This is a genomic window from Umezawaea endophytica, assembly GCF_025061645.1.
Lineage (GTDB): Bacteria > Actinomycetota > Actinomycetes > Mycobacteriales > Pseudonocardiaceae > Umezawaea > Umezawaea endophytica.
The window spans coordinates 710,003-726,971 of the sequence record NZ_JANYMP010000002.1 but is presented as its reverse complement, the minus strand read 5'-3'; the positions used below and the strand labels follow the sequence as shown (position 1 = coordinate 726,971).

17 protein-coding genes are annotated in these 16,969 nt (G+C 68.7%); 6 read left to right on the top strand and 11 right to left on the bottom strand.

The genetic code is table 11. The features are described from left to right. Positions 1-2: 2 nt before the first annotated feature. Complete coding sequence (gene miaA, locus NZH93_RS06925) at positions 3-905, bottom strand: tRNA (adenosine(37)-N6)-dimethylallyltransferase MiaA (protein WP_259622067.1); 903 nt, start codon at positions 903-905, stop codon at positions 3-5. Next, entirely contained in the window at positions 902-1,609 is a 708-nt protein-coding gene (locus NZH93_RS06920) for a class III extradiol ring-cleavage dioxygenase family protein (protein WP_259622066.1), read from the bottom strand. The genes miaA and NZH93_RS06920 overlap by 4 nt, the downstream gene beginning before the upstream one ends. Before the next feature lie 183 nt (positions 1,610-1,792). Here NZH93_RS06920 and NZH93_RS06915 point away from each other — a divergent pair, with 183 nt between their 5' ends. Beyond that, entirely contained in the window at positions 1,793-3,127 is a 1,335-nt protein-coding gene (locus NZH93_RS06915) for a DUF349 domain-containing protein (RefSeq protein ID WP_259622065.1), read from the top strand. Positions 3,128-3,623: 496 nt separating this feature from the next. On the opposite strand, the gene NZH93_RS06910 is transcribed toward NZH93_RS06915, so the two are convergent. Both NZH93_RS06910 and miaB read right to left on the bottom strand, forming a co-directional pair. Continuing rightward, positions 3,624-4,112 (bottom strand): Rv2732c family membrane protein, encoded by a 489-nt coding sequence (locus NZH93_RS06910; protein ID WP_259622064.1) that lies wholly within the window; start codon positions 4,110-4,112, stop codon positions 3,624-3,626. Next, positions 4,109-5,575, bottom strand: coding sequence for a tRNA (N6-isopentenyl adenosine(37)-C2)-methylthiotransferase MiaB (miaB, locus tag NZH93_RS06905; RefSeq protein ID WP_259622063.1), 1,467 nt, complete (start codon positions 5,573-5,575; stop codon positions 4,109-4,111). Before miaB ends, NZH93_RS06910 begins: the two co-directional genes overlap by 4 nt. Positions 5,576-5,631: 56 nt before the next feature. Here miaB and NZH93_RS06900 point away from each other — a divergent pair, with 56 nt between their 5' ends. Beyond that, positions 5,632-6,591 (top strand): TAXI family TRAP transporter solute-binding subunit, encoded by a 960-nt coding sequence (locus tag NZH93_RS06900; protein WP_259622062.1) that lies wholly within the window; start codon positions 5,632-5,634, stop codon positions 6,589-6,591. Here NZH93_RS06900 and NZH93_RS06895 read toward each other — a convergent pair. Both NZH93_RS06895 and NZH93_RS06890 read right to left on the bottom strand, forming a co-directional pair. Further along, complete coding sequence (locus tag NZH93_RS06895) at positions 6,588-7,970, bottom strand: sensor histidine kinase (RefSeq protein WP_259622061.1); 1,383 nt, start codon at positions 7,968-7,970, stop codon at positions 6,588-6,590. The two genes, NZH93_RS06900 and NZH93_RS06895, sit on opposite strands and share 4 nt — an antisense overlap. Before the next feature lies 1 nt (position 7,971). Next, complete coding sequence (locus NZH93_RS06890) at positions 7,972-8,655, bottom strand: response regulator transcription factor (RefSeq protein ID WP_259622060.1); 684 nt, start codon at positions 8,653-8,655, stop codon at positions 7,972-7,974. A gap of 162 nt (positions 8,656-8,817) precedes the next feature. Here NZH93_RS06890 and NZH93_RS06885 point away from each other — a divergent pair, with 162 nt between their 5' ends. The 4 genes from NZH93_RS06885 to NZH93_RS06870 all read left to right on the top strand — a co-directional run bounded on the left by NZH93_RS06885 (position 8,818) and on the right by NZH93_RS06870 (position 12,092). Further along, the gene (locus tag NZH93_RS06885) at positions 8,818-9,546 is read left to right on the top strand and encodes an amino acid ABC transporter ATP-binding protein (RefSeq protein ID WP_259622179.1); all 729 of its coding nucleotides are present in this window, start codon (positions 8,818-8,820) and stop codon (positions 9,544-9,546) included. A 63-nt stretch (positions 9,547-9,609) separates the two neighbouring features. Next, the gene (locus NZH93_RS06880; protein ID WP_259622059.1) at positions 9,610-10,500 is read left to right on the top strand and encodes a glutamate ABC transporter substrate-binding protein; all 891 of its coding nucleotides are present in this window, start codon (positions 9,610-9,612) and stop codon (positions 10,498-10,500) included. Between the two features lie 81 nt (positions 10,501-10,581). After that, the gene (locus NZH93_RS06875) at positions 10,582-11,229 is read left to right on the top strand and encodes an amino acid ABC transporter permease (RefSeq protein ID WP_259622058.1); all 648 of its coding nucleotides are present in this window, start codon (positions 10,582-10,584) and stop codon (positions 11,227-11,229) included. After that, positions 11,226-12,092 (top strand): amino acid ABC transporter permease, encoded by an 867-nt coding sequence (locus NZH93_RS06870; protein ID WP_259622057.1) that lies wholly within the window; start codon positions 11,226-11,228, stop codon positions 12,090-12,092. The genes NZH93_RS06875 and NZH93_RS06870 overlap by 4 nt, the downstream gene beginning before the upstream one ends. A 138-nt stretch (positions 12,093-12,230) precedes the next feature. Here NZH93_RS06870 and NZH93_RS06865 read toward each other — a convergent pair whose 3' ends face one another. The 5 genes from NZH93_RS06865 to NZH93_RS06845 all read right to left on the bottom strand — a co-directional run bounded on the left by NZH93_RS06865 (position 12,231) and on the right by NZH93_RS06845 (position 16,727). Beyond that, positions 12,231-12,374 (bottom strand): hypothetical protein, encoded by a 144-nt coding sequence (locus NZH93_RS06865; RefSeq protein WP_259622056.1) that lies wholly within the window; start codon positions 12,372-12,374, stop codon positions 12,231-12,233. A 555-nt stretch (positions 12,375-12,929) separates the two neighbouring features. Then, positions 12,930-13,682 carry a succinate dehydrogenase/fumarate reductase iron-sulfur subunit gene (locus NZH93_RS06860; protein WP_259622055.1) on the bottom strand — a complete coding sequence of 251 codons (753 nt, stop codon included), beginning with the start codon at positions 13,680-13,682 and terminating at the stop codon, positions 12,930-12,932. A gap of 2 nt (positions 13,683-13,684) precedes the next feature. Further along, on the bottom strand, positions 13,685-15,559 hold the full coding sequence (locus NZH93_RS06855) for a fumarate reductase/succinate dehydrogenase flavoprotein subunit (RefSeq protein ID WP_259622054.1): 1,875 nt from the start codon (positions 15,557-15,559) through the stop codon (positions 13,685-13,687). Positions 15,560-15,570: 11 nt separating this feature from the next. Further along, positions 15,571-16,401: a succinate dehydrogenase subunit SdhC gene (gene sdhC / locus NZH93_RS06850; RefSeq protein ID WP_259622053.1), complete on the bottom strand. Its 831-nt coding sequence runs from the start codon at positions 16,399-16,401 to the stop codon at positions 15,571-15,573. A gap of 35 nt (positions 16,402-16,436) precedes the next feature. After that, the gene (locus NZH93_RS06845; protein WP_259622052.1) at positions 16,437-16,727 is read right to left on the bottom strand and encodes an Rv0250c family protein; all 291 of its coding nucleotides are present in this window, start codon (positions 16,725-16,727) and stop codon (positions 16,437-16,439) included. Between the last annotated feature and the right edge of the window lie 242 nt (positions 16,728-16,969).

Sequence of the window (16,969 nt, the reverse complement as noted above, 5' to 3'; positions counted from 1 at the left end):
GGTTACTGGGCCAGCAGGGTCAGCACTTCCCCGACCAGGTCTGGGCCTGCCGCGTCAAACCAGGTGATCCGCTGGTCCCGGCGGAACCAGGAGCGCTGCCTGCGGACGAACCGGCGGGTGGCCCTCGCCGTCTCCTCCGCGGCGGCCTCCAGGTCGTGCTCGCCGTCGAACGCGGCCAGCACCTGCTGGTAGCCGAGCGCGCGCGCCGCCGTGCGACCGTCGCGCAGACCAACGGCCTCCAGCTTCCGCACCTCGTCGACCAGGCCCGCCTCGAACATCCGCCGCACCCTCAGGTCGACGCGCTCGTCCAGCTCGGCCACCTCGCGGTCGACGCCGACGAGCACCGTGCCGTAGAGGGCCGGGCCGGGCTTGGGCAGGTTCGCCGAGAACGGCTGCCCGGTCAGCTCGATGACCTCCAGCGCGCGCACGACGCGGCGGACGTTGCCGGGCAGGATCGCGAGCGCAGCGGCCGGGTCCAGCTCGGCCAGCCGGGCGTGCAGCGCGGGACCGCCGACGACGGCCAGTTCCCGCTCCAGCCGCGCGCGGACCGCGTCGTCGGTGCCGGGGAACTTCAGGTCGTCCAGCACGGCCTGCACGTACAGGCCGGATCCGCCGACGAGCACCGGCGTCGTGCCCTTGGCCAGCAGCTCCTCGACGAGGGCGCGGGTGTGCCGCTGGTAGGCGGCGACGGAGGCGGTCTCGGTCACGTCCAGCACGTCGAGCAGGTGGTGCGGGACGCCGTGCCGCTCGGCCTCGGTGATCTTCGCCGTGCCGATGTCCATGCCCCGGTAGAGCTGCATCGCGTCGGCGTTGACCACCTCGCCGCCGAGTTCGAGCGCGAGGCGGACGGCGAGGTCGGACTTGCCGGTGGCGGTGGGGCCGACGACGGCGACGGGGACGGTCACGCCCCAGTTTCCCAGACGGCCGAGTGGTACCCGACGCCGTAGGGCACGAGCAGCTCGGAACGGGTGCACCGCCACGGCCCGGTCGCTTCGGCCAGGCCCGCGAGCACCTGCCACGCCGCCCGGCCGTCCGCGCCCAGCTCCGCCGCGAGCGCGGGGTCCAGTCCGCGCAGCGCTTCCGGGTCCGCGGCGGCCAGCGCCGCGCGCACCCCCTCGTCGAACGGCCCGGCGCGGTCGTCGGGACGGCCGACGGAGGCGTCACCGTGCCGGTGCGACCCCGTGCCGAGGACGAGGACGGCCGCGCCCGCTCGGGCGGCGAGTTCCCCGCCCAGCGCGAAGCACTCGGCGGGCGGCAGGTCCGGGTGAACCAATTCCACCCGAACGGTCATCGCTCCCGCAGCGCCCCGCAACCACCCGGCGACGAGCGCGGGCAACGGCAGGGCGAGGTCCGAAGTGGACTCGACGGCCGACAGGGCCACCGGAACATCTACGCCGTATCCCCGGAACGTCCCGGAGATGTCCGGGCCGATCGTCCTCCGACCGGACGGATCACCCGCGATCACCACCCAGTGGGGCGAGCTGTCCACCAGCTCCCGCGCCGCCGCGAGGCACGCCGCACGCAACGGTTCGGTCTCGTCCACGGCCCCGCCGACCAGCTCGGGCACCAGGAGAGGCGGGTGCGGCAGCACCGCCAGACGTCGGATCACACCGGGTGACGCTACCCATCTTCGACACCGCAGTACCGAGCTGAGCTCTGACCTGTTTGAATGCGCGCGGGGTACTGGAGACGATGAGACGGTCCAGGTACTCGGTGCTGGGCCCCGCCGGTGGCGGGGCGCCCGTGGTTGGCACGGGCACCACGAAGTGGGCAGGCGAGGAGGAAGCCGGCGATGACGGAGCACGAGACGACACCGGAGACCACTGGTGACAGTGGCGGCACGACAACGGTGATCGAGGGAACGAAGCAGGAGAGCGCCCCGGTGGCCGCTCCGCCGGTCCCCGTGGCGTCGGACCACCCTGACCGCTGGGGACGCGTGGACGCGGACGGCACCGTCTACGTCAAGACGGCCGACGGCGAGCGGGTCGTCGGGTCCTGGCAGGCGGGCGAGCCCGAGGAGGGCCTCGCGCACTTCGCGCGCCGGTTCGACGACCTGCGCACCGAGGTGGAGCTGCTCGTGGCGCGGCTGTCCTCCGGGGCGGGCGACCCGAAGCACGCGCTCACGAGCGCGAAGCACGTGCGGGAGACGCTGAAGGACGCCGCGGTCGTCGGCGACCTGGAGGCGCTGGCCAAGCGCGTCGACCACGTGCTGGCCAAGGCCGAGGAAGGCCTGGAGAAGGCCAAGACGGCCAAGGAGGCCGCGCGCACCCAGTCCGTGGCGCGCAAGCAGGAACTGGTCGAAGAGGCCGAGACGCTCGCCAACGAGTCGACCCAGTGGAAGACCACCGGCGACCGGCTGCGGCAGATCCTCGACGAGTGGAAGACCATCCGCGGCGTCGACCGCAAGACCGACGAGCAGTTGTGGCGGCGGTTCTCCAAGGCGCGCGACGCGTTCAACCGCCGTCGCGGCTCGCACTTCGCGGACCTCGACCGCCAGCGCGGCGTGGCGAAGAACCGCAAGCAGGAACTGGTCGAAGAGGCCGAGAAGCTCATCCAGTCCGACGACTGGGGCCCCACGGCGGGTCGCTACAAGGACCTCATGGTCGAGTGGAAGGCCGCGGGACGGGCTCCCAAGGAGGCCGACGACGTGCTCTGGCAGCGCTTCCGCGCCGCCCAGGACGCGTTCTTCGCCCGCCGATCCGAGGCCTTCAACGAGCGCGACGCGGAGTTCGGCACGAACGCGCAGCTCAAGGAAGCGCTGCTGGCCGAGGCGGAGGCGATCGACCCGTCCGGCGACCTGGAGGCCGCCAGGAACCAGCTCTACAAGATCCAGGAGCGCTGGGACGCGATCGGGAAGGTCCCCCGCGAGCGGGTCCGCGACCTGGAGGGGAAGCTGCGCGCGATCGAGGAGAAGGTCCGCGGGGCTGTCGACGCGCAGTGGCGCAGGTCGGATCCCGAGGCCGAGGCCAGGGTGGCGCAGTTCCGGGAGCGGGTGGAGCAGTTCGAGGCTCAGGCTGAGAAGGCTCGGTCGGCTGGGGACAAGCGGCGGGCTGAGCAGGCTGAGGCGCAGGCCAAGCAGTGGCGGGAGTGGTTGTCTGCTGCTGAGGCGGCTGTGGCTACTCGGTAGGTTTTTTGTGGACGGGCGCCCCTTGCTGGTTGGGGGGCGCCCGTTTTTTCGTTGTGCCCACCCCGCTCGCGCAATTATCTCTACTTCCCGTTTTCTTTGTCAAGGCGGGAAAGATGCCTTGACAAAGAAAACGGGAAGTGAGGGCGCTGGGGATCGGGGCGGGCGGGGGGTTCTGGCACTACGAGAGGTGGCAGTGCCGTCGTGGTCAATTTCTAGAGCAAAAGATGACACAGGCAGACCAAGCCGGGACGCCACAAACCGCACCCGACGACCTACCCGAGCCGCGACCTGCGCCTTAAACCGGACCACCGCACCACCGCACGTTTACGGGTCTTTTGCATTCCCCCGCCGCCGCCCCGATCCCCAGCGCCCTCATGGCTTTCCCGCTTTGTCAAGGCATCTTTCCCGCCTTGACAAAGCGGGAAAGCCATGGAGACAATTGCGCGAGCGGGGTGGCAAAAGACCCCCACCAACCCGACCCTCAACCCACCAACCCTCAAAGCCCCGACCGAGAAGCCGCCAACCGAAGCCACATCACCAACAACACAACCACCGCCACCACAGCAACAATCAGCCCAACCCCCGGCCCGGGCCCAGGCGCGTGACTAGTAGTCGTCTGCTGCGTCCAAATAGACAAAACCCCGGAAACCGAAGCCACAAAACACCCCAACGCACAAAACCACACCAACGCCCACCGACGCAGGATCAAACTCAACGCCGACAACAAAACCCCAGCGATCACCGAAGCAAACGCGAACATCTTCGGCAACGCCCCCACGACCTCCCCGTCGGGGATCTCGCCGAGCAGGATCTCCCACCCCCGCGCCGCGCCCGCCCAAGGCAACAACTGGGCCACGAGCAGCGCGAACACCGCCACCGCGATCACCAACGCCCCGGTACCGGGATCGACGCGCTTGGCCGCCGAGACACCCACCTGGTCGATCTCGTCCCTCAACCGGGACAGATCATCGGACTCACCGGTCACTGGACGCCGCACCCGGCCACCACCGGCAGCGGCGCGGGAGCCCCGAACGAGGGCAGGCCCAACGCCGTGCCGGGCGTCTTGGGCTTGATACCGGCCTCGGACTGGTCCCCGGCCTTGGTGCGCCGATGGCTGATCAACGGGCCGTCGGCGACCACGTAGTGCGGCGCGCCGTAGGTCACGACGGTCTCCACGACATCACCGGGCCGCACCGACGCGTCGCCGGGCGTGAAGTGCACCAGACGGCCGTCGCGGGCGCGTCCGCTGAGTCGCAGGGTCTCGGCGTCCCGCTTGCCCTCGCCGGTGGCGACCAGCACCTCGATCTTGCGGCCGACCTGCTCCTGGTTCAGCTCCAGCGCCATGGCCTCCTGGAGCTCGATCAGCCGGTCGAAGCGCTCCTGCACGACCTTCTTCGGCAACTGGTCCGGCAGCGACGCGGCGGGCGTGCCAGGGCGCTTGGAGTACTGGAACGTGAACGCGTTGGTGAACCGCGACCGGCGGACGACGTCGAGGGTCGCCTGGAAGTCCTCCTCGGTCTCGCCGGGGAAGCCGACGATGATGTCGGTGGTGATGGCCGCGTCCGGCATCGCCTCGCGCACCTTGTCCAGGATCGACAAGTACTTGGCCGAGCGGTACGAGCGGCGCATCTCCTTGAGCAGCCGGTCGGAGCCGGACTGGAGCGGCATGTGCAGCGAGTGGCACACGTTCGGCGTCTCGGCCATCGCCGCGATCACGTCGTCGGTGAAGTCCTTCGGGTGCGGCGACGTGAACCGCACGCGCTCCAGGCCCTCGATCGCGCCCGTCGCGCGCAGCAGCTTGCCGAACGCGAGCCGGTCGCCGAACTCGACGCCGTAGGAGTTGACGTTCTGGCCGAGCAGCGTCACCTCCAGCACGCCCTGGTCCACCAGCGCCTGGACCTCGGCGAGCACGTCGCCGGGGCGGCGGTCCTTCTCCTTGCCGCGCAGCGACGGGACGATGCAGAACGTGCACGTGTTGTTGCAGCCCACCGACACCGACACCCAGCCCGAGTACGCCGAGTCGCGCTTCGCGGGCAGGGTCGACGGGAAGGTCTCCAGGGAGTCGAGCAGCTCGACCTGGGCCTCCTGGTTGTGCCGGGCGCGTTCGAGCAGCACCGGCAGCGACCCCAGGTTGTGGGTGCCGAAGACGACGTCCACCCACGGCGCGCGGCGGACGATCTCCTTCTGGTCCTTCTGGGCCAGGCAGCCGCCGACGGCGATCTGCATGTCCGGGTTCGCGGTCTTGGCGGGCGCGAGGTGCCCCAGCGTCCCGTACAGCTTGTTGTCGGCGTTCTCCCGGACCGCGCAGGTGTTGAACACGACCACGTCCGGCGCGTCGTCCCCGGTGGCGGGCGCGTAGCCGGCGTCCTCCAGCAGGCCCGCGAGGCGCTCGGAGTCGTGCACGTTCATCTGGCACCCGAACGTGCGAATCTGGTAACTGCGGGTCACTGCGGCCATCCTTCCGTCGGGTTCAGGGTAGAGCGCGAACGTGACACGATGCGCAGGTGGCGGGAACAGGGCGGCGGGTACACGCGGCCGGGGCCGTGTTGGCCCTGGCCGCCATGGCGTTGAGCGCGTGCGGGAACGACCTGGCGGCGCTCAAGCTGACCATGGCGTCGGGCGTCGAGAAGGGCGTCTACAACCGGTTGAGCGCGGCGCTGGCCGACGCGTGGACCGAGCAGCTCGGCATCGAGCACCCGCAGGTCGCGGCGACCAAGGGCTCGGTCGACAACCTCCAGCGGCTGCGCGCCGGGCTCGCCGACGTCGGGTTCTCGCAGGCCGACGCGGCGGAGCGGGCCGCGGTCGACGAGCCGGGCAAGCGCAAGCTGTACGCGCTGGCCCGGATGCACGACGACTACCTCCAGGTGGTGGTCCGGGACGACCTCGTGGTGACCCGGCTCGTGGACCTGAAGGGCCTGCGGGTGTCGATCGGGTCGGAGACGTCGGGCGTGCGGCTGATCGCCGACCGGCTGCTGGCGTCGGCGGGGATCTCGCCGGACACCGACCTGCGGGTCCAGCACCTCGACCTGAACGAGGCGAGCGAGGCGATGCTCGCGGGCTCGCTGGACGCGTTCATCTGGTCGGGCGGCCTGCCGACGCAGCAGGTCACGCAGCTCGCCCAGTCGGTGAAGGTGAAGATGCTCGACCTGAGCGACGTGCTGCCCGAGCTGCGCAGGCAGTTCCCGGTGTACGGCTCGGCGACGCTGCCCGCGTCGGCCTACAGCCAGCCGGACAAGCCGGGCAAGGCCGTGACCACGCTGGTCGTCCGCAACTTCCTGCTGGTGAACGACCTCATGAGCGACGAGGCGGCCGAAGCGCTGGTGGGCGGCCTGTTCAAGGCGCAGCCCCGGCTGGAGGCGGCGAGTCCCGCCGCCCGCTCCATCGAGATCCGCGCCGCCATCGAGACCACGCCGCTCCCCCTGCACCCCGGAGCGCTCCGCTACTACCGGGGCTCCAAGGTCTAGTCGACCGCCGGGATCGTCACGATCACGGCGAGACCGCCGTCCTCGGGGCTCTCCAGCACGACCTCGCCGTCGACGCGCTCGACGACGCGCCGCACGATCGACAGGCCGAGGCCGGAGCCGGACACGTTCTGGTGGGCCTGGCTGCGCCAGAACCGGTCGGTCGCGCGGTCCAGCTCGTCCGGTTCCAGGCCGGGGCCCTGGTCGCGGACCGAGATCTTCACCCAGCCGTCGCGGCGGCGGACGTCCACGTGCACGAGGGTGTCCTCGCGGGTGAACTTGAACGCGTTGTCGAGCAGCGCGTCGAGGATCGCCTCGACCCCGCGCGGCGGCGCGAGCGCCGTGCCGCCGGGTTCGCCGTCCAGGACGAGGTGCACGTTCTTGGCCACGGCGGCGGGCTGCCACGCCGACAGCCGTCCGGCGACGGCGCGGTCGACGTCGACCACGACCGGGTCGACGGAGCTGGACTCGGCGCGCGCCATCGACAGCAGCTCGTCCAGGATGCGGTTGAGCCGGTCGGCCTCGGCCAGCGCGGCGACCTGGTGCACCTCGGCTTCGGCGTCGACGTGACCCTCCAGGTTGGACAGTCGGAGCTTCAGCGCCGTCAGCGGGTTGCGGAGCTGGTGCGACGCGTCCGCGACGAACGCGCGCTGCGCGGCGAGCGCGTCGCCGACGTTCGCGGCCATCTGGTCGAACGACCGGCTGAGCTGCCGCAGCTCGGGCGGCCCGCTCGAACTGCCGACGGGGGTCACGGGACGGCCGGACACGACGGCGGCCAGCAGCTTGCCCGTCGCGTCGTCGAGCCGCTGCACCGGCCGCAGCGTCCACCTGACCAGCGGCAGCGCCGCGAGCACGCCCAGCGCGAGCACGAGCGCGCTGCCGGTGAGCAGCACGCTCCACCAGATCAGCACCTGGCTCCGGGACTTGTCGGTCGGCGAGAACGTGACGACCGCGCCGCGCACCTCACCGCCGATGAGCACCGGTTCGGCCAGCACGAGCTGCTCCCGGTCCCACGGCATCAGCACCGGCGGTGCCGACGGCAGGCGTCCGACCAGCGCGCCCGCGATCATGTCCGGCACGCCCTCGCCGGTCACGTCGACGTCCTCGCTCGACGTGGCCAGCACGTTGCGGTCGCGGTCCAGCAGGACGACGGCGATGCCGTAGACCTCCTCGTACCGCCGCATCGCCGGTTCCAGCAGCTTCGGCTGGCCGTCGATCAGCGTCTGCTGGGCGACGGAGGCGAACCGGCTCGTGTCGGTGAGCCGGTCGAGGAACAGCTCCTGCTGCTCGGCGGCGGCCACACCCCTCCCCAGCGGGAGGCCGAGGCCGAGCAGCACCAGCACGACCAGCGCCAGCACGATGCCGAGGAGCCGCGACCGCACGTCAGCGGCCCGAACCGGGGGTGCCGAGCCGGTAGCCGACGCCGCGCACGGTCTCCAGCAGGTCCGACCGGCCGAGCTTGGTCCGCAGGGTGGCGACGTGGACGTCGAGCGTCCGGTTCGCGCCCGACCAGGTGCGGCCCCAGATCTCGGCGAGGATGCGCTCACGGGTGCAGACCGCGCCGCCCGCGGCCACGACCAGCGCCAACACCTGGAACTCCTTGCGCGAGAGCGCCACGACCGAGCCCGCGACGGTCACCTCGTGCCTGGCCAGGTCGACGCGCACGTCGCCGACGGTGAACACCTCGGACCCGGTGCCGCCGACGCCCACCGGGTCGCCGCGCCGCCTGCGCACCGCGTGCACGCGCGCCACCAGCTCCCCCACGTCGTAGGGCTTCACCAGGTAGTCGTCCGCGCCCGCGTGCAGACCGAGGATCCGGTCGTCGATCTCGCCGCGCGCGGACACCACGATGATGGCCACGTCGCTCGCCGCGCGGATGCTGCGGCACAGCGTCACACCGTCCACATCGGGCAGTCCGAGGTCCAGCAGGACCACATCCACCCCTAACAATCGATCCAGAGTACCCCTACCTGTAGCTTGACGATCCACGGTGAAACCGCGTCGGGTCAGCGCCGGGACCAGCGCTTCTGCGACACGGTCGTCATCCTCGACGAGCAGCACACGCACTGTGGTCCCTCTCGGGTAGGGGTCGCCGACCTGTGACAGAGTTGAGACCCTAAGTCTTGCTCAATGTCGTGGACTGGTGTGGTGGCGCACACCTAGGTTTTGCCCAGCGCTGACAATTGCCAGTTGGAGGATCGGATGACTGCCCCCAATCCCGCACCGCCGATGATCAAGATGGCGGGCGTGGACAAGTTCTTCGGCCCTCTGCACGTTCTGAAGAACGTCAACCTGGAGGTGCCCAAGGGCCAGGTGGTCGTCGTCCTGGGCCCCTCCGGCTCCGGCAAGTCGACGCTGTGCCGCACGATCAACCGCCTGGAGCCCATCAACTCCGGGACGATCGAGGTCGACGGACAGCCGCTCCCGGCCGAGGGCAAGGAGCTCGCCCGCCTGCGCGCCGACGTGGGCATGGTGTTCCAGTCGTTCAACCTGTTCGCGCACAAGAGCATCGTCGACAACGTGCTGCTCGCCCCGACGAAGGTGCGCAAGGTGCCGTCGAACGAGGCCTTGGAGCACGCCACGGAGCTGCTGGAGCGGGTCGGCATCGCCAACCAGGCCGAGAAGTTCCCCGCACAGCTCTCCGGTGGCCAGCAGCAGCGCGCCGCCATCGCGCGCGCGCTGGCCATGCGCCCGAAGGTCATGCTGTTCGACGAACCCACCTCCGCGCTGGACCCGGAAATGGTCCAGGAGGTGCTGGACGTCATGACGACGCTGGCCAAGGAAGGCATGACCATGCTCGTGGTCACCCACGAGATGGGGTTCGCCCGGAAAGCCGCCGATCGCGTCATCTTCATGGCGGATGGCGAGATCGTCGAGGACTCGACGCCGACGGAGTTCTTCTCGGCGCCGAAGTCCAACCGCGCGAAGGACTTCCTTGGCAAGATCCTCACCCACTGAAGTCTCGGCATTTCGCGACGCCCCGACAGGCGTCGTCTGATCTACAAGAGCAGGAGAAGGACGATGAGGGCTCGTACCCTTGCGGCGGTGCTGCTTGCCGGCGGCCTGGCGTTGACCGCATGTGGCAAGGAAGGCACCCCCGGAGACACCGGCGGTACCGCCCCTTCCCAGGCAGCCGCCACGGACGTGAAGATCGACGGCTCGCCGACGTTCGAGAAGATCAAGGCGCGTGGCCGCGTCATCATCGGCGTCAAGGAGGACCAGCCCGGCCTGGGCTTCAAGGACCCGACGACGAACAAGTACAGCGGCTTCGACATCGAGATCGCGAAGCTGATGGCCGCGAAGCTCGGCTACGCCGAGGACAAGATCGACTACAAGGCGGTCGCGTCCGCCGGTCGTGAGCAGGCCCTGATCAACGGCGACGTCGACTACTACGTCGGCACGTACACGATCAACGCTGCTCGCAAGGAAAAGATCGCCTTCGCAGGCCCGTACTACACGGCCGGTCAGGACCTGCTGGTGCGCAAGGACGACACGTCCATCACCGGCAAGGACACCCTCAAGGGCAAGAAGGTCTGCTCCGCGACGGCGTCGACCCCGATCAAGAAGATCCGGGACGAGAACCTGACCGAGCCGGAGAACATCACCGAGTTCCAGCTCTACTCGCAGTGCGTGAGCAAGCTGGCCGAGGGCGCGGTCGACGCCGTCACCACGGATGACGCGATCCTCAAGGGCTTCGCCGCTCAGGACCCCGACAAGTTCAAGGTCGTCGGCAAGCCGTTCTCCCTGGAGCCGTACGGCATCGGCCTGTCGAAGGAGGACACCGCCCTGCGCGGCAAGTTCTTCGACGTGCTGGAGGCGGCGCTGAAGGACGGCACCTGGCAGACGATCTACGACAACACGCTGGGCAAGTCCGGCTCCGCGGCGACCAAGCCGATCATCGAGCGCTACTGACCCACGAGAGTGGCCGGTGACCACGCCTTTTGCGGGCTGGTCACCGGCCATTCCTCTTGAGCCCTCCGGCAAGGAACCCCGATGAGCGTCCTCACCAACTTTTCCAGCCTTTTCCTGAGCGCGTTCGGCACGACTCTCAAGCTGTTCGCGTTCTCGGCCGTCGGGTCGCTCATCCTGGGCACCTTCCTGGCGATGCTGCGGGTCAGCCCGGTACCGGTGTTCCGCGCGGCCGCCACCACCTACGTCGGCATGCTGCGCAACACACCGCTCACGCTGGTGTTCTTCTTCTTCACGTTCGCCTATCCCCTGCTGAAGATCCTGAAACTCGATCCCGACCCCACGGCGATCGTCGCGCTGACGCTCTACACGTCCGCGTTCGTGTGCGAGGTCGTCCGCTCGGGCATCAACACCGTGCCGGTCGGCCAGGCCGAGGCGTCGCGGGCGCTGGGACTCACGTTCTCGCAGATGCTCGCGAGCGTCGTCCTGCCCCAGGCCCTGCGCGCCGTCGTCCCGCCGCTGGTGAGCACCATGATCGCACTGCTGAAGAACACGACGGTCGCGGCGGGCTTCTCGGTCCAGGACGCCGGGTCGATCAGCTACTCGCTGTCCGAGGCGGGCGCCGACACGCTCGTCGGGCTCGGCTGGGTGGCGTTCTTCTTCGTGTTGCTGGTGATCCCGCTGACCCTGCTGCAACGCAGCCTTGAGAAGCGCTGGAGCGTGGCCCGATGAGCTCGGTCCTTTTCGACGTACCCGGCCCGAGGGCTCGATTCCGCCACCGGGTGCTCGCGGTGGTCGGCGTGCTCGGCGTGGTCGGCCTGCTGGGCTTCATCGTCTACCGGTTCGCCGACAGCGGCCAGTTCGAGCCGCGGCTCTGGGAGTGGTTGCAGTACGAGACCATCCAGATCGGCTTGATCGAAGGCCTGCTGAACACGCTGAAGGCCTTCGCGCTCGGCGCGGTGCTGGCCATGGTCTTCGGGGCGTTCTTCGCCGCGGGCCGCCTCTCCGAGCACGCGATCTTCCGGGGCCCGTCCTCGGTGGTCGTCGAGTTCTTCCGCGCGGTCCCGCTGCTGATCATGATGTTCACCTTCTACTACGGCCTCCCGCAGGTCGGGGTGAAGATGACGCCGTTCACGGTCGTCGTGCTGAGCCTCATGCTCTACAACGGCTCGGTGCTGGCCGAGATCTTCCGCGCGGGCATCAAGTCGCTGCCCAAGGGCCAGACCGAGGCCGCGTACGCGCTGGGCATGCGCAAGACCCAGGTCATGGTGCTCGTGCTGCTGCCGCAGGCGCTGCGCTCGATGATGCCGACGATCATCAGCCAGCTCGTGGTGCTGCTGAAGGACACCGCGCTCGGCTTCATCATCACCTACGAGGAACTGCTGTACTACGCGCGCTTCATCGGCTCGCAGGGCCAGTTCGGCAGGCCCCTCGTGCCGATCACGATCATCGTGGGCGCCATGTACATCACCATGTGCCTCCTGCTGACGCTGCTCGCGAACTACCTGGAGAAGCGAAACCGGCGGAACAAGAAGGTCCAGACGGCGGTCCCGGTCGAGGACATCGCGCCCGCTGGGGCGACGACGGGCGCCTGACCTCCGTTCGACTCGCACGAAAGGGTGGCTCCGACTTCGGAGCCACCCTTTCGTGCGTTATCAGCGAAAACCACGATCTATTCGGATGAAATCACGATCCACACGTGAACGCGTTTCATCGAGAATGAGCCGCAGAAATCACGGGCCGACGTACAGGCCCCAGTAGAGGACGTTGTTGTACCAGGTCTCCTCGCAGTAGTAACCCGTGGACCCGTCGGCGTACGACTCCCCCTCGATCTGGCACGCGCGCAGCCCAACCGCGGAGTACGACCACAAGGTCACCAGCTTCCAGGCGGACGCGTGAACCCCGCCCTCAGCAGCGACAACAGGCGCGGAAGCCGCACCTGCGGAAGCCGACGCGACCGGTGCGACACCAATTCCAGCCCCCAACAACGCTGCCGACATGATCGCAGCACTAATAAACTTCTTGCAAGACACAATCCCCCCTGACCAATTTCCCCAATCAGTACAAGATCGAAGCTACTCAGGGCGCAGTGCGGCAGCAATACTCCATACGGGATGAATGCAGTGCGCCATTCCGGGCAAGTAGGCATAACGCCGTGTGATCACCGCAGAACCGTGGGGGCACCCAGGCGAGCCGCGTGACGAAACGGCGAAGGGCGCCCCCGGAGGTCCGGGAACGCCCTTCGTGGTTCACCGCGGGAGCAGCCCGCTCACGAACGTCACGACGACGTGCCGCCGTCGCAACCGCTCGACCCCTCACCATCGCTTCCGGACATGTCCACCTCCCCGATCGCATGCCGCCACCACCAACGGTAGCCAGATCTCGACAGCAGGCAACCAGTTCAAACGCACACGATCAGGTGGAGTTCAGGCTCACGATTGGCGACGGAAGATCTTGTTGCCCAGCCAGACGACGGGGTCGTACTTGCGGTCCGCGACCCGTTCCTTCATCGGGATCAGGGCGTTGTCGGTGATCTTGATGTGCTCCGGGCACACCTCGGAGCAGCACTTGGTGATGTTGCACAGCCCGAGCCCGTGGGTCTCCTGCGCGGCGACGGTCCGACCGCCCTCGTCGAGCGGGTGCATCTCCAGTTCGGCGACCCGCATCAGGAACCGCGGCCCGGCGAACGCCTCCTTGTTCTCCTCGTGGTCGCGGATCACGTGGCAGGTGTCCTGGCACAGGAAGCACTCGATGCACTTGCGGAACTCCTGCGAGCGCTCCACGTCGATCTGCTGCATCCGGTACTCGCCGGGGGCGAGGTCCTTCGGCGGCTTGAACGACGGGATCTCGCGGGCCTTGGTGTAGTTGAACGACACGTCCGTCACGAGGTCTCGGATGATCGGGAACGTGCGCATGGGCGTGATCGTGATGGTCTCGCCCTCGGTGAACGTGGACATGCGGGTCATGCACAGCAGCCGCGGCCTGCCGTTGATCTCGGCCGAGCACGAGCCGCACTTGCCCGCCTTGCAGTTCCACCGGACGGCGAGGTCGCCCGCCTGCGTGGCCTGGAGGCGGTGGATGACGTCGAGGACGACCTCGCCCTCGTTCACCTCGACGGTGAAGTCCTCCAGCCCTCCCCCGTCCTCGTCGCCGCGCCAGACCCGGAAGTTCCCCTGGTAACCCATCGTCAGCTCCCCAACTCGTCACCGGTGAGGTACTTCTCCAGCTCGCCCCGGTCGAACAGGTCCAGCAGGTCCTCGCGGATCGGGATCTGCGGCTTCTCCACCACGTCCACTTCGGACGGTCCGGAAGCCGTGCACACCAACAGCTTCCGCCGCCAGTCCGAGTCCATCGCGGGGTAGTCGTCACGGGTGTGGCCGCCGCGGCTCTCGGTGCGCAGCAGCGCGGCCTTGGCGACGCACTCGCTGACGACGAGCATGTTCCGCAGGTCGAGCGCGAGGTGCCAGCCGGGGTTGAACTGCCGGTGGCCCTCGACGGTCAACGTCCTGGCGCGGACCTTGAGGCCCTCCAGGCGTTCCAGCGCCCGCTCGATCTCCTCGGCCTTGCGGATGATGCCGACGAGGTCGTTCATCGTCTGCTGGAGCTCCATGTGCAGCGTGTACGGGTTCTCCCCGCCGTCACCGGAGAACGGCGCCAGCGCGACCCGCTCAGCCTCGGCGATGGAGGCCTCCGACGGCACCGGCCGGACGCTCAGCGCCGCCGCGTAGTCCGACGCCCCGGCGCCCGCCCGGCGGCCGAACACCAGCAGGTCGGACAGCGAGTTGCCGCCGAGCCGGTTCGAGCCGTGCATGCCGCCGGACACCTCGCCCGCCGCGAACAGGCCGGGCACCGACGACGCCCCGGTGTCCGGGTCGACCTCCACCCCGCCCATGACGTAGTGGCAGGTCGGCCCGACCTCCATCGGCTGGGCGGTGATGTCGACGTCGGCCAGTTCCTTGAACTGGTGGTGCATCGACGGCAGCCGCCGGGTGATCTCCTCGGCGGGCAGCCGGGTCGACACGTCCAGGAACACGCCGCCGTGCTCGGTGCCGCGACCGGCCTTGACCTCGGAGTTGATCGCGCGGGCGACCTCGTCGCGGGGCAGGAGCTCCGGTGGGCGCCGGTTGTTGTCGGCGTCGGTGTACCAGCGGTCGCCCTCGGCCTCGCTGTCGGCGTACTTCTCCTTGAAGACCTCGGGGATGTAGTCGAACATGAACCGCTTGCCTTCGGAGTTCCGCAGCACGCCGCCGTCACCGCGGACCGATTCGGTGACCAGGATGCCCTTCACGCTGGGCGGCCAGACCATGCCGGTCGGGTGGAACTGGATGAACTCCATGTTGATCAGCGAGGCCCCGGCGCGCAGCGCCAGCGCGTGGCCGTCGCCGGTGTACTCCCACGAGTTCGACGTGACCTTGAACGACTTGCCGATGCCGCCGGTCGCGAGGATCACCGAGGGGGCCGTGAACAGCACGAACCGGCCGGACTCGCGCCAGTAGCCGAACGCGCCCGCGACCCGGCCGTCCTCGATCAGCAGGTCGCTGACGGTGAACTCCTGGAACACCTTCAGCTTGGCCTCGTAGTCGCCGGTCTCGGCGTGGTCCTCCTGCTGGAGCGACACGATCTTCTGCTGGAGGCTGCGGATCAGCTCCAGGCCGGTGCGGTCGCCGACGTGCGCGAGCCGCGGGTACTCGTGGCCGCCGAAGTTGCGCTGGCTGACCCGGCCGTCCGCGGTCCGGTCGAACAGGGCGCCGTAGGTCTCCAGCTCCCAGACGCGGTCCGGCGCCTCCTTGGCGTGCAGCTCGGCCATCCGCCAGTTGTTGAGGAACTTGCCGCCGCGCATGGTGTCGCGGAAGTGGACCTGCCAGTTGTCGTTGGAGTTCACGTTGCCCATGGCCGCGGCGATGCCGCCCTCGGCCATCACCGTGTGGGCCTTGCCGAACAACGACTTGCAGAGCACCGCCGTGCGCATCCCGTGCTCACGGGCCTCGATCGCGGCACGCAGTCCGGCGCCCCCGGCACCGATGACGAGTACGTCGAACGAGTGCCGTTCCAGCTCGGCCAAGGTTGTGCTCCCTAGTTGACGATGCGCAGGTCGCCGATGACCCCGGAGGCGACGAGAGCGATGTAGAGGTCGGTCAGGCAGACGAAGATCAGCGAAGCCCAGGCGAGCTGCATGTGCTTGGCGTTGAGCTTGGAGATCTTCTGCCACATCCAGTAGCGGACGGGGTGCTTGGAGAAGTGCTTGAGCTTGCCGCCCATGATGTGCCTGCACGAGTGGCAGGACGCCGTGTACGCGGCGAGCAGGCCCACGTTGACCAGCAGGATGATGTTCCCGAGGCCGATGCCGAAGCCCTTCTCACCGACGAAGGCGGTTATCGCGTCGTAGATGTTGACCAGCAGCAGGAGCGACGCCGCGTAGAAGAAGTAGCGGTGCAGGTTCTGCGCGATCAGCGGCGCCTTGGTCTCGCCGGTGTACGTCTTGTGGGGCTCCGCCACGGCGCACGCGGGCGGCGACATCCAGGCCGCCCGGTAGTAGGCCTTGCGGTAGTAGTAGCAGGTGATCCGGAACCCCAGCAGGAACGGGATGATGAAGATCGGCGGCGTGAGGAAGCCGGGCAGCTCCGGCAGCGGCTGGCCGAAGTGGCTGGCCGCCGGGACGCACTCGGCGCTCAGGCAGGGCGAGTACATGGGTGTCAGGTAGTGGTACTCCGACACCCAGTAGTAGTCGTTCATGAAGGTGCGGATCGCCGCGTAGACCGAGATCAACCCCAGCCCGGCTACGGTCAGCAACGGCGAAAGCCACCACCGGTCCGTGCGCAGCGTTCGCTCGGAGATCTGCGCCCTCACCAACTGGCCCACCTCGGTTCCACTTCGTTGTGGCTGCAAAGGCCTCGGCCCCCGCATACCAGCGAGGGCCGAGGAGGAGTGTTGCAGATCACCTATCGCTGACGGTAGCCACCCAACCCCTCGTCGTCGGCGTCCTGCCACAGCGACGAGTCGTAGGGCGTGTCCGGGACGACGACCACCTCCCGCTCCACCAGAGGCGCCCTCCTGGGCGGTGGCGGGGAGTCGATGTCGATCAACTCCGTGGCGTCGATGTCCATGCGCTCGATGTCGTTCGCAAGCCGCTGCACTGCGGCAACGTCGCCATAGCGCCCGCGCAGGGAGCCGACGCACTGCCTGAGCTGACCCAGCGCGCGCCTCAACTCGACGATCTCCGTGGACGTCATGTCGCACCTCCGTTACCGAGGTCCCCGTCAGTGATCTCGACGCCGACTCTGCCTTGTCCAGCGCCATGTGACAAGCGACACACGCCAAGATTTAATTCGCACTTACCCCCCGGTTACTGAATCGGTCACTGAATCGGTTCTGGGTGAATACGCGCTGGTGAACTACCCTGTGATTGTCACGACCGTTCGTGCGACGCCAGCGCTGTCGTCCACTGGGCCCCACCACGGCCCGTGATCACCGG

Coding starts and splice junctions, on each gene's coding strand:
- NZH93_RS06915 (WP_259622065.1), top strand. CDS start 1,793: ATGACGGAGCACGAGACGACACCGGAGACCACTGGTGACAGTGGCGGC.
- NZH93_RS06885 (WP_259622179.1), top strand. CDS start 8,818: ATGATCAAGATGGCGGGCGTGGACAAGTTCTTCGGCCCTCTGCACGTT.
- NZH93_RS06880 (WP_259622059.1), top strand. CDS start 9,610: ATGAGGGCTCGTACCCTTGCGGCGGTGCTGCTTGCCGGCGGCCTGGCG.
- NZH93_RS06875 (WP_259622058.1), top strand. CDS start 10,582: ATGAGCGTCCTCACCAACTTTTCCAGCCTTTTCCTGAGCGCGTTCGGC.
- NZH93_RS06870 (WP_259622057.1), top strand. CDS start 11,226: ATGAGCTCGGTCCTTTTCGACGTACCCGGCCCGAGGGCTCGATTCCGC.
- NZH93_RS06860 (WP_259622055.1), bottom strand. CDS start 13,682: ATGGGTTACCAGGGGAACTTCCGGGTCTGGCGCGGCGACGAGGACGGG.
- sdhC (WP_259622053.1), bottom strand. CDS start 16,401: ATGCGGGGGCCGAGGCCTTTGCAGCCACAACGAAGTGGAACCGAGGTG.
- NZH93_RS06845 (WP_259622052.1), bottom strand. CDS start 16,727: ATGACGTCCACGGAGATCGTCGAGTTGAGGCGCGCGCTGGGTCAGCTC.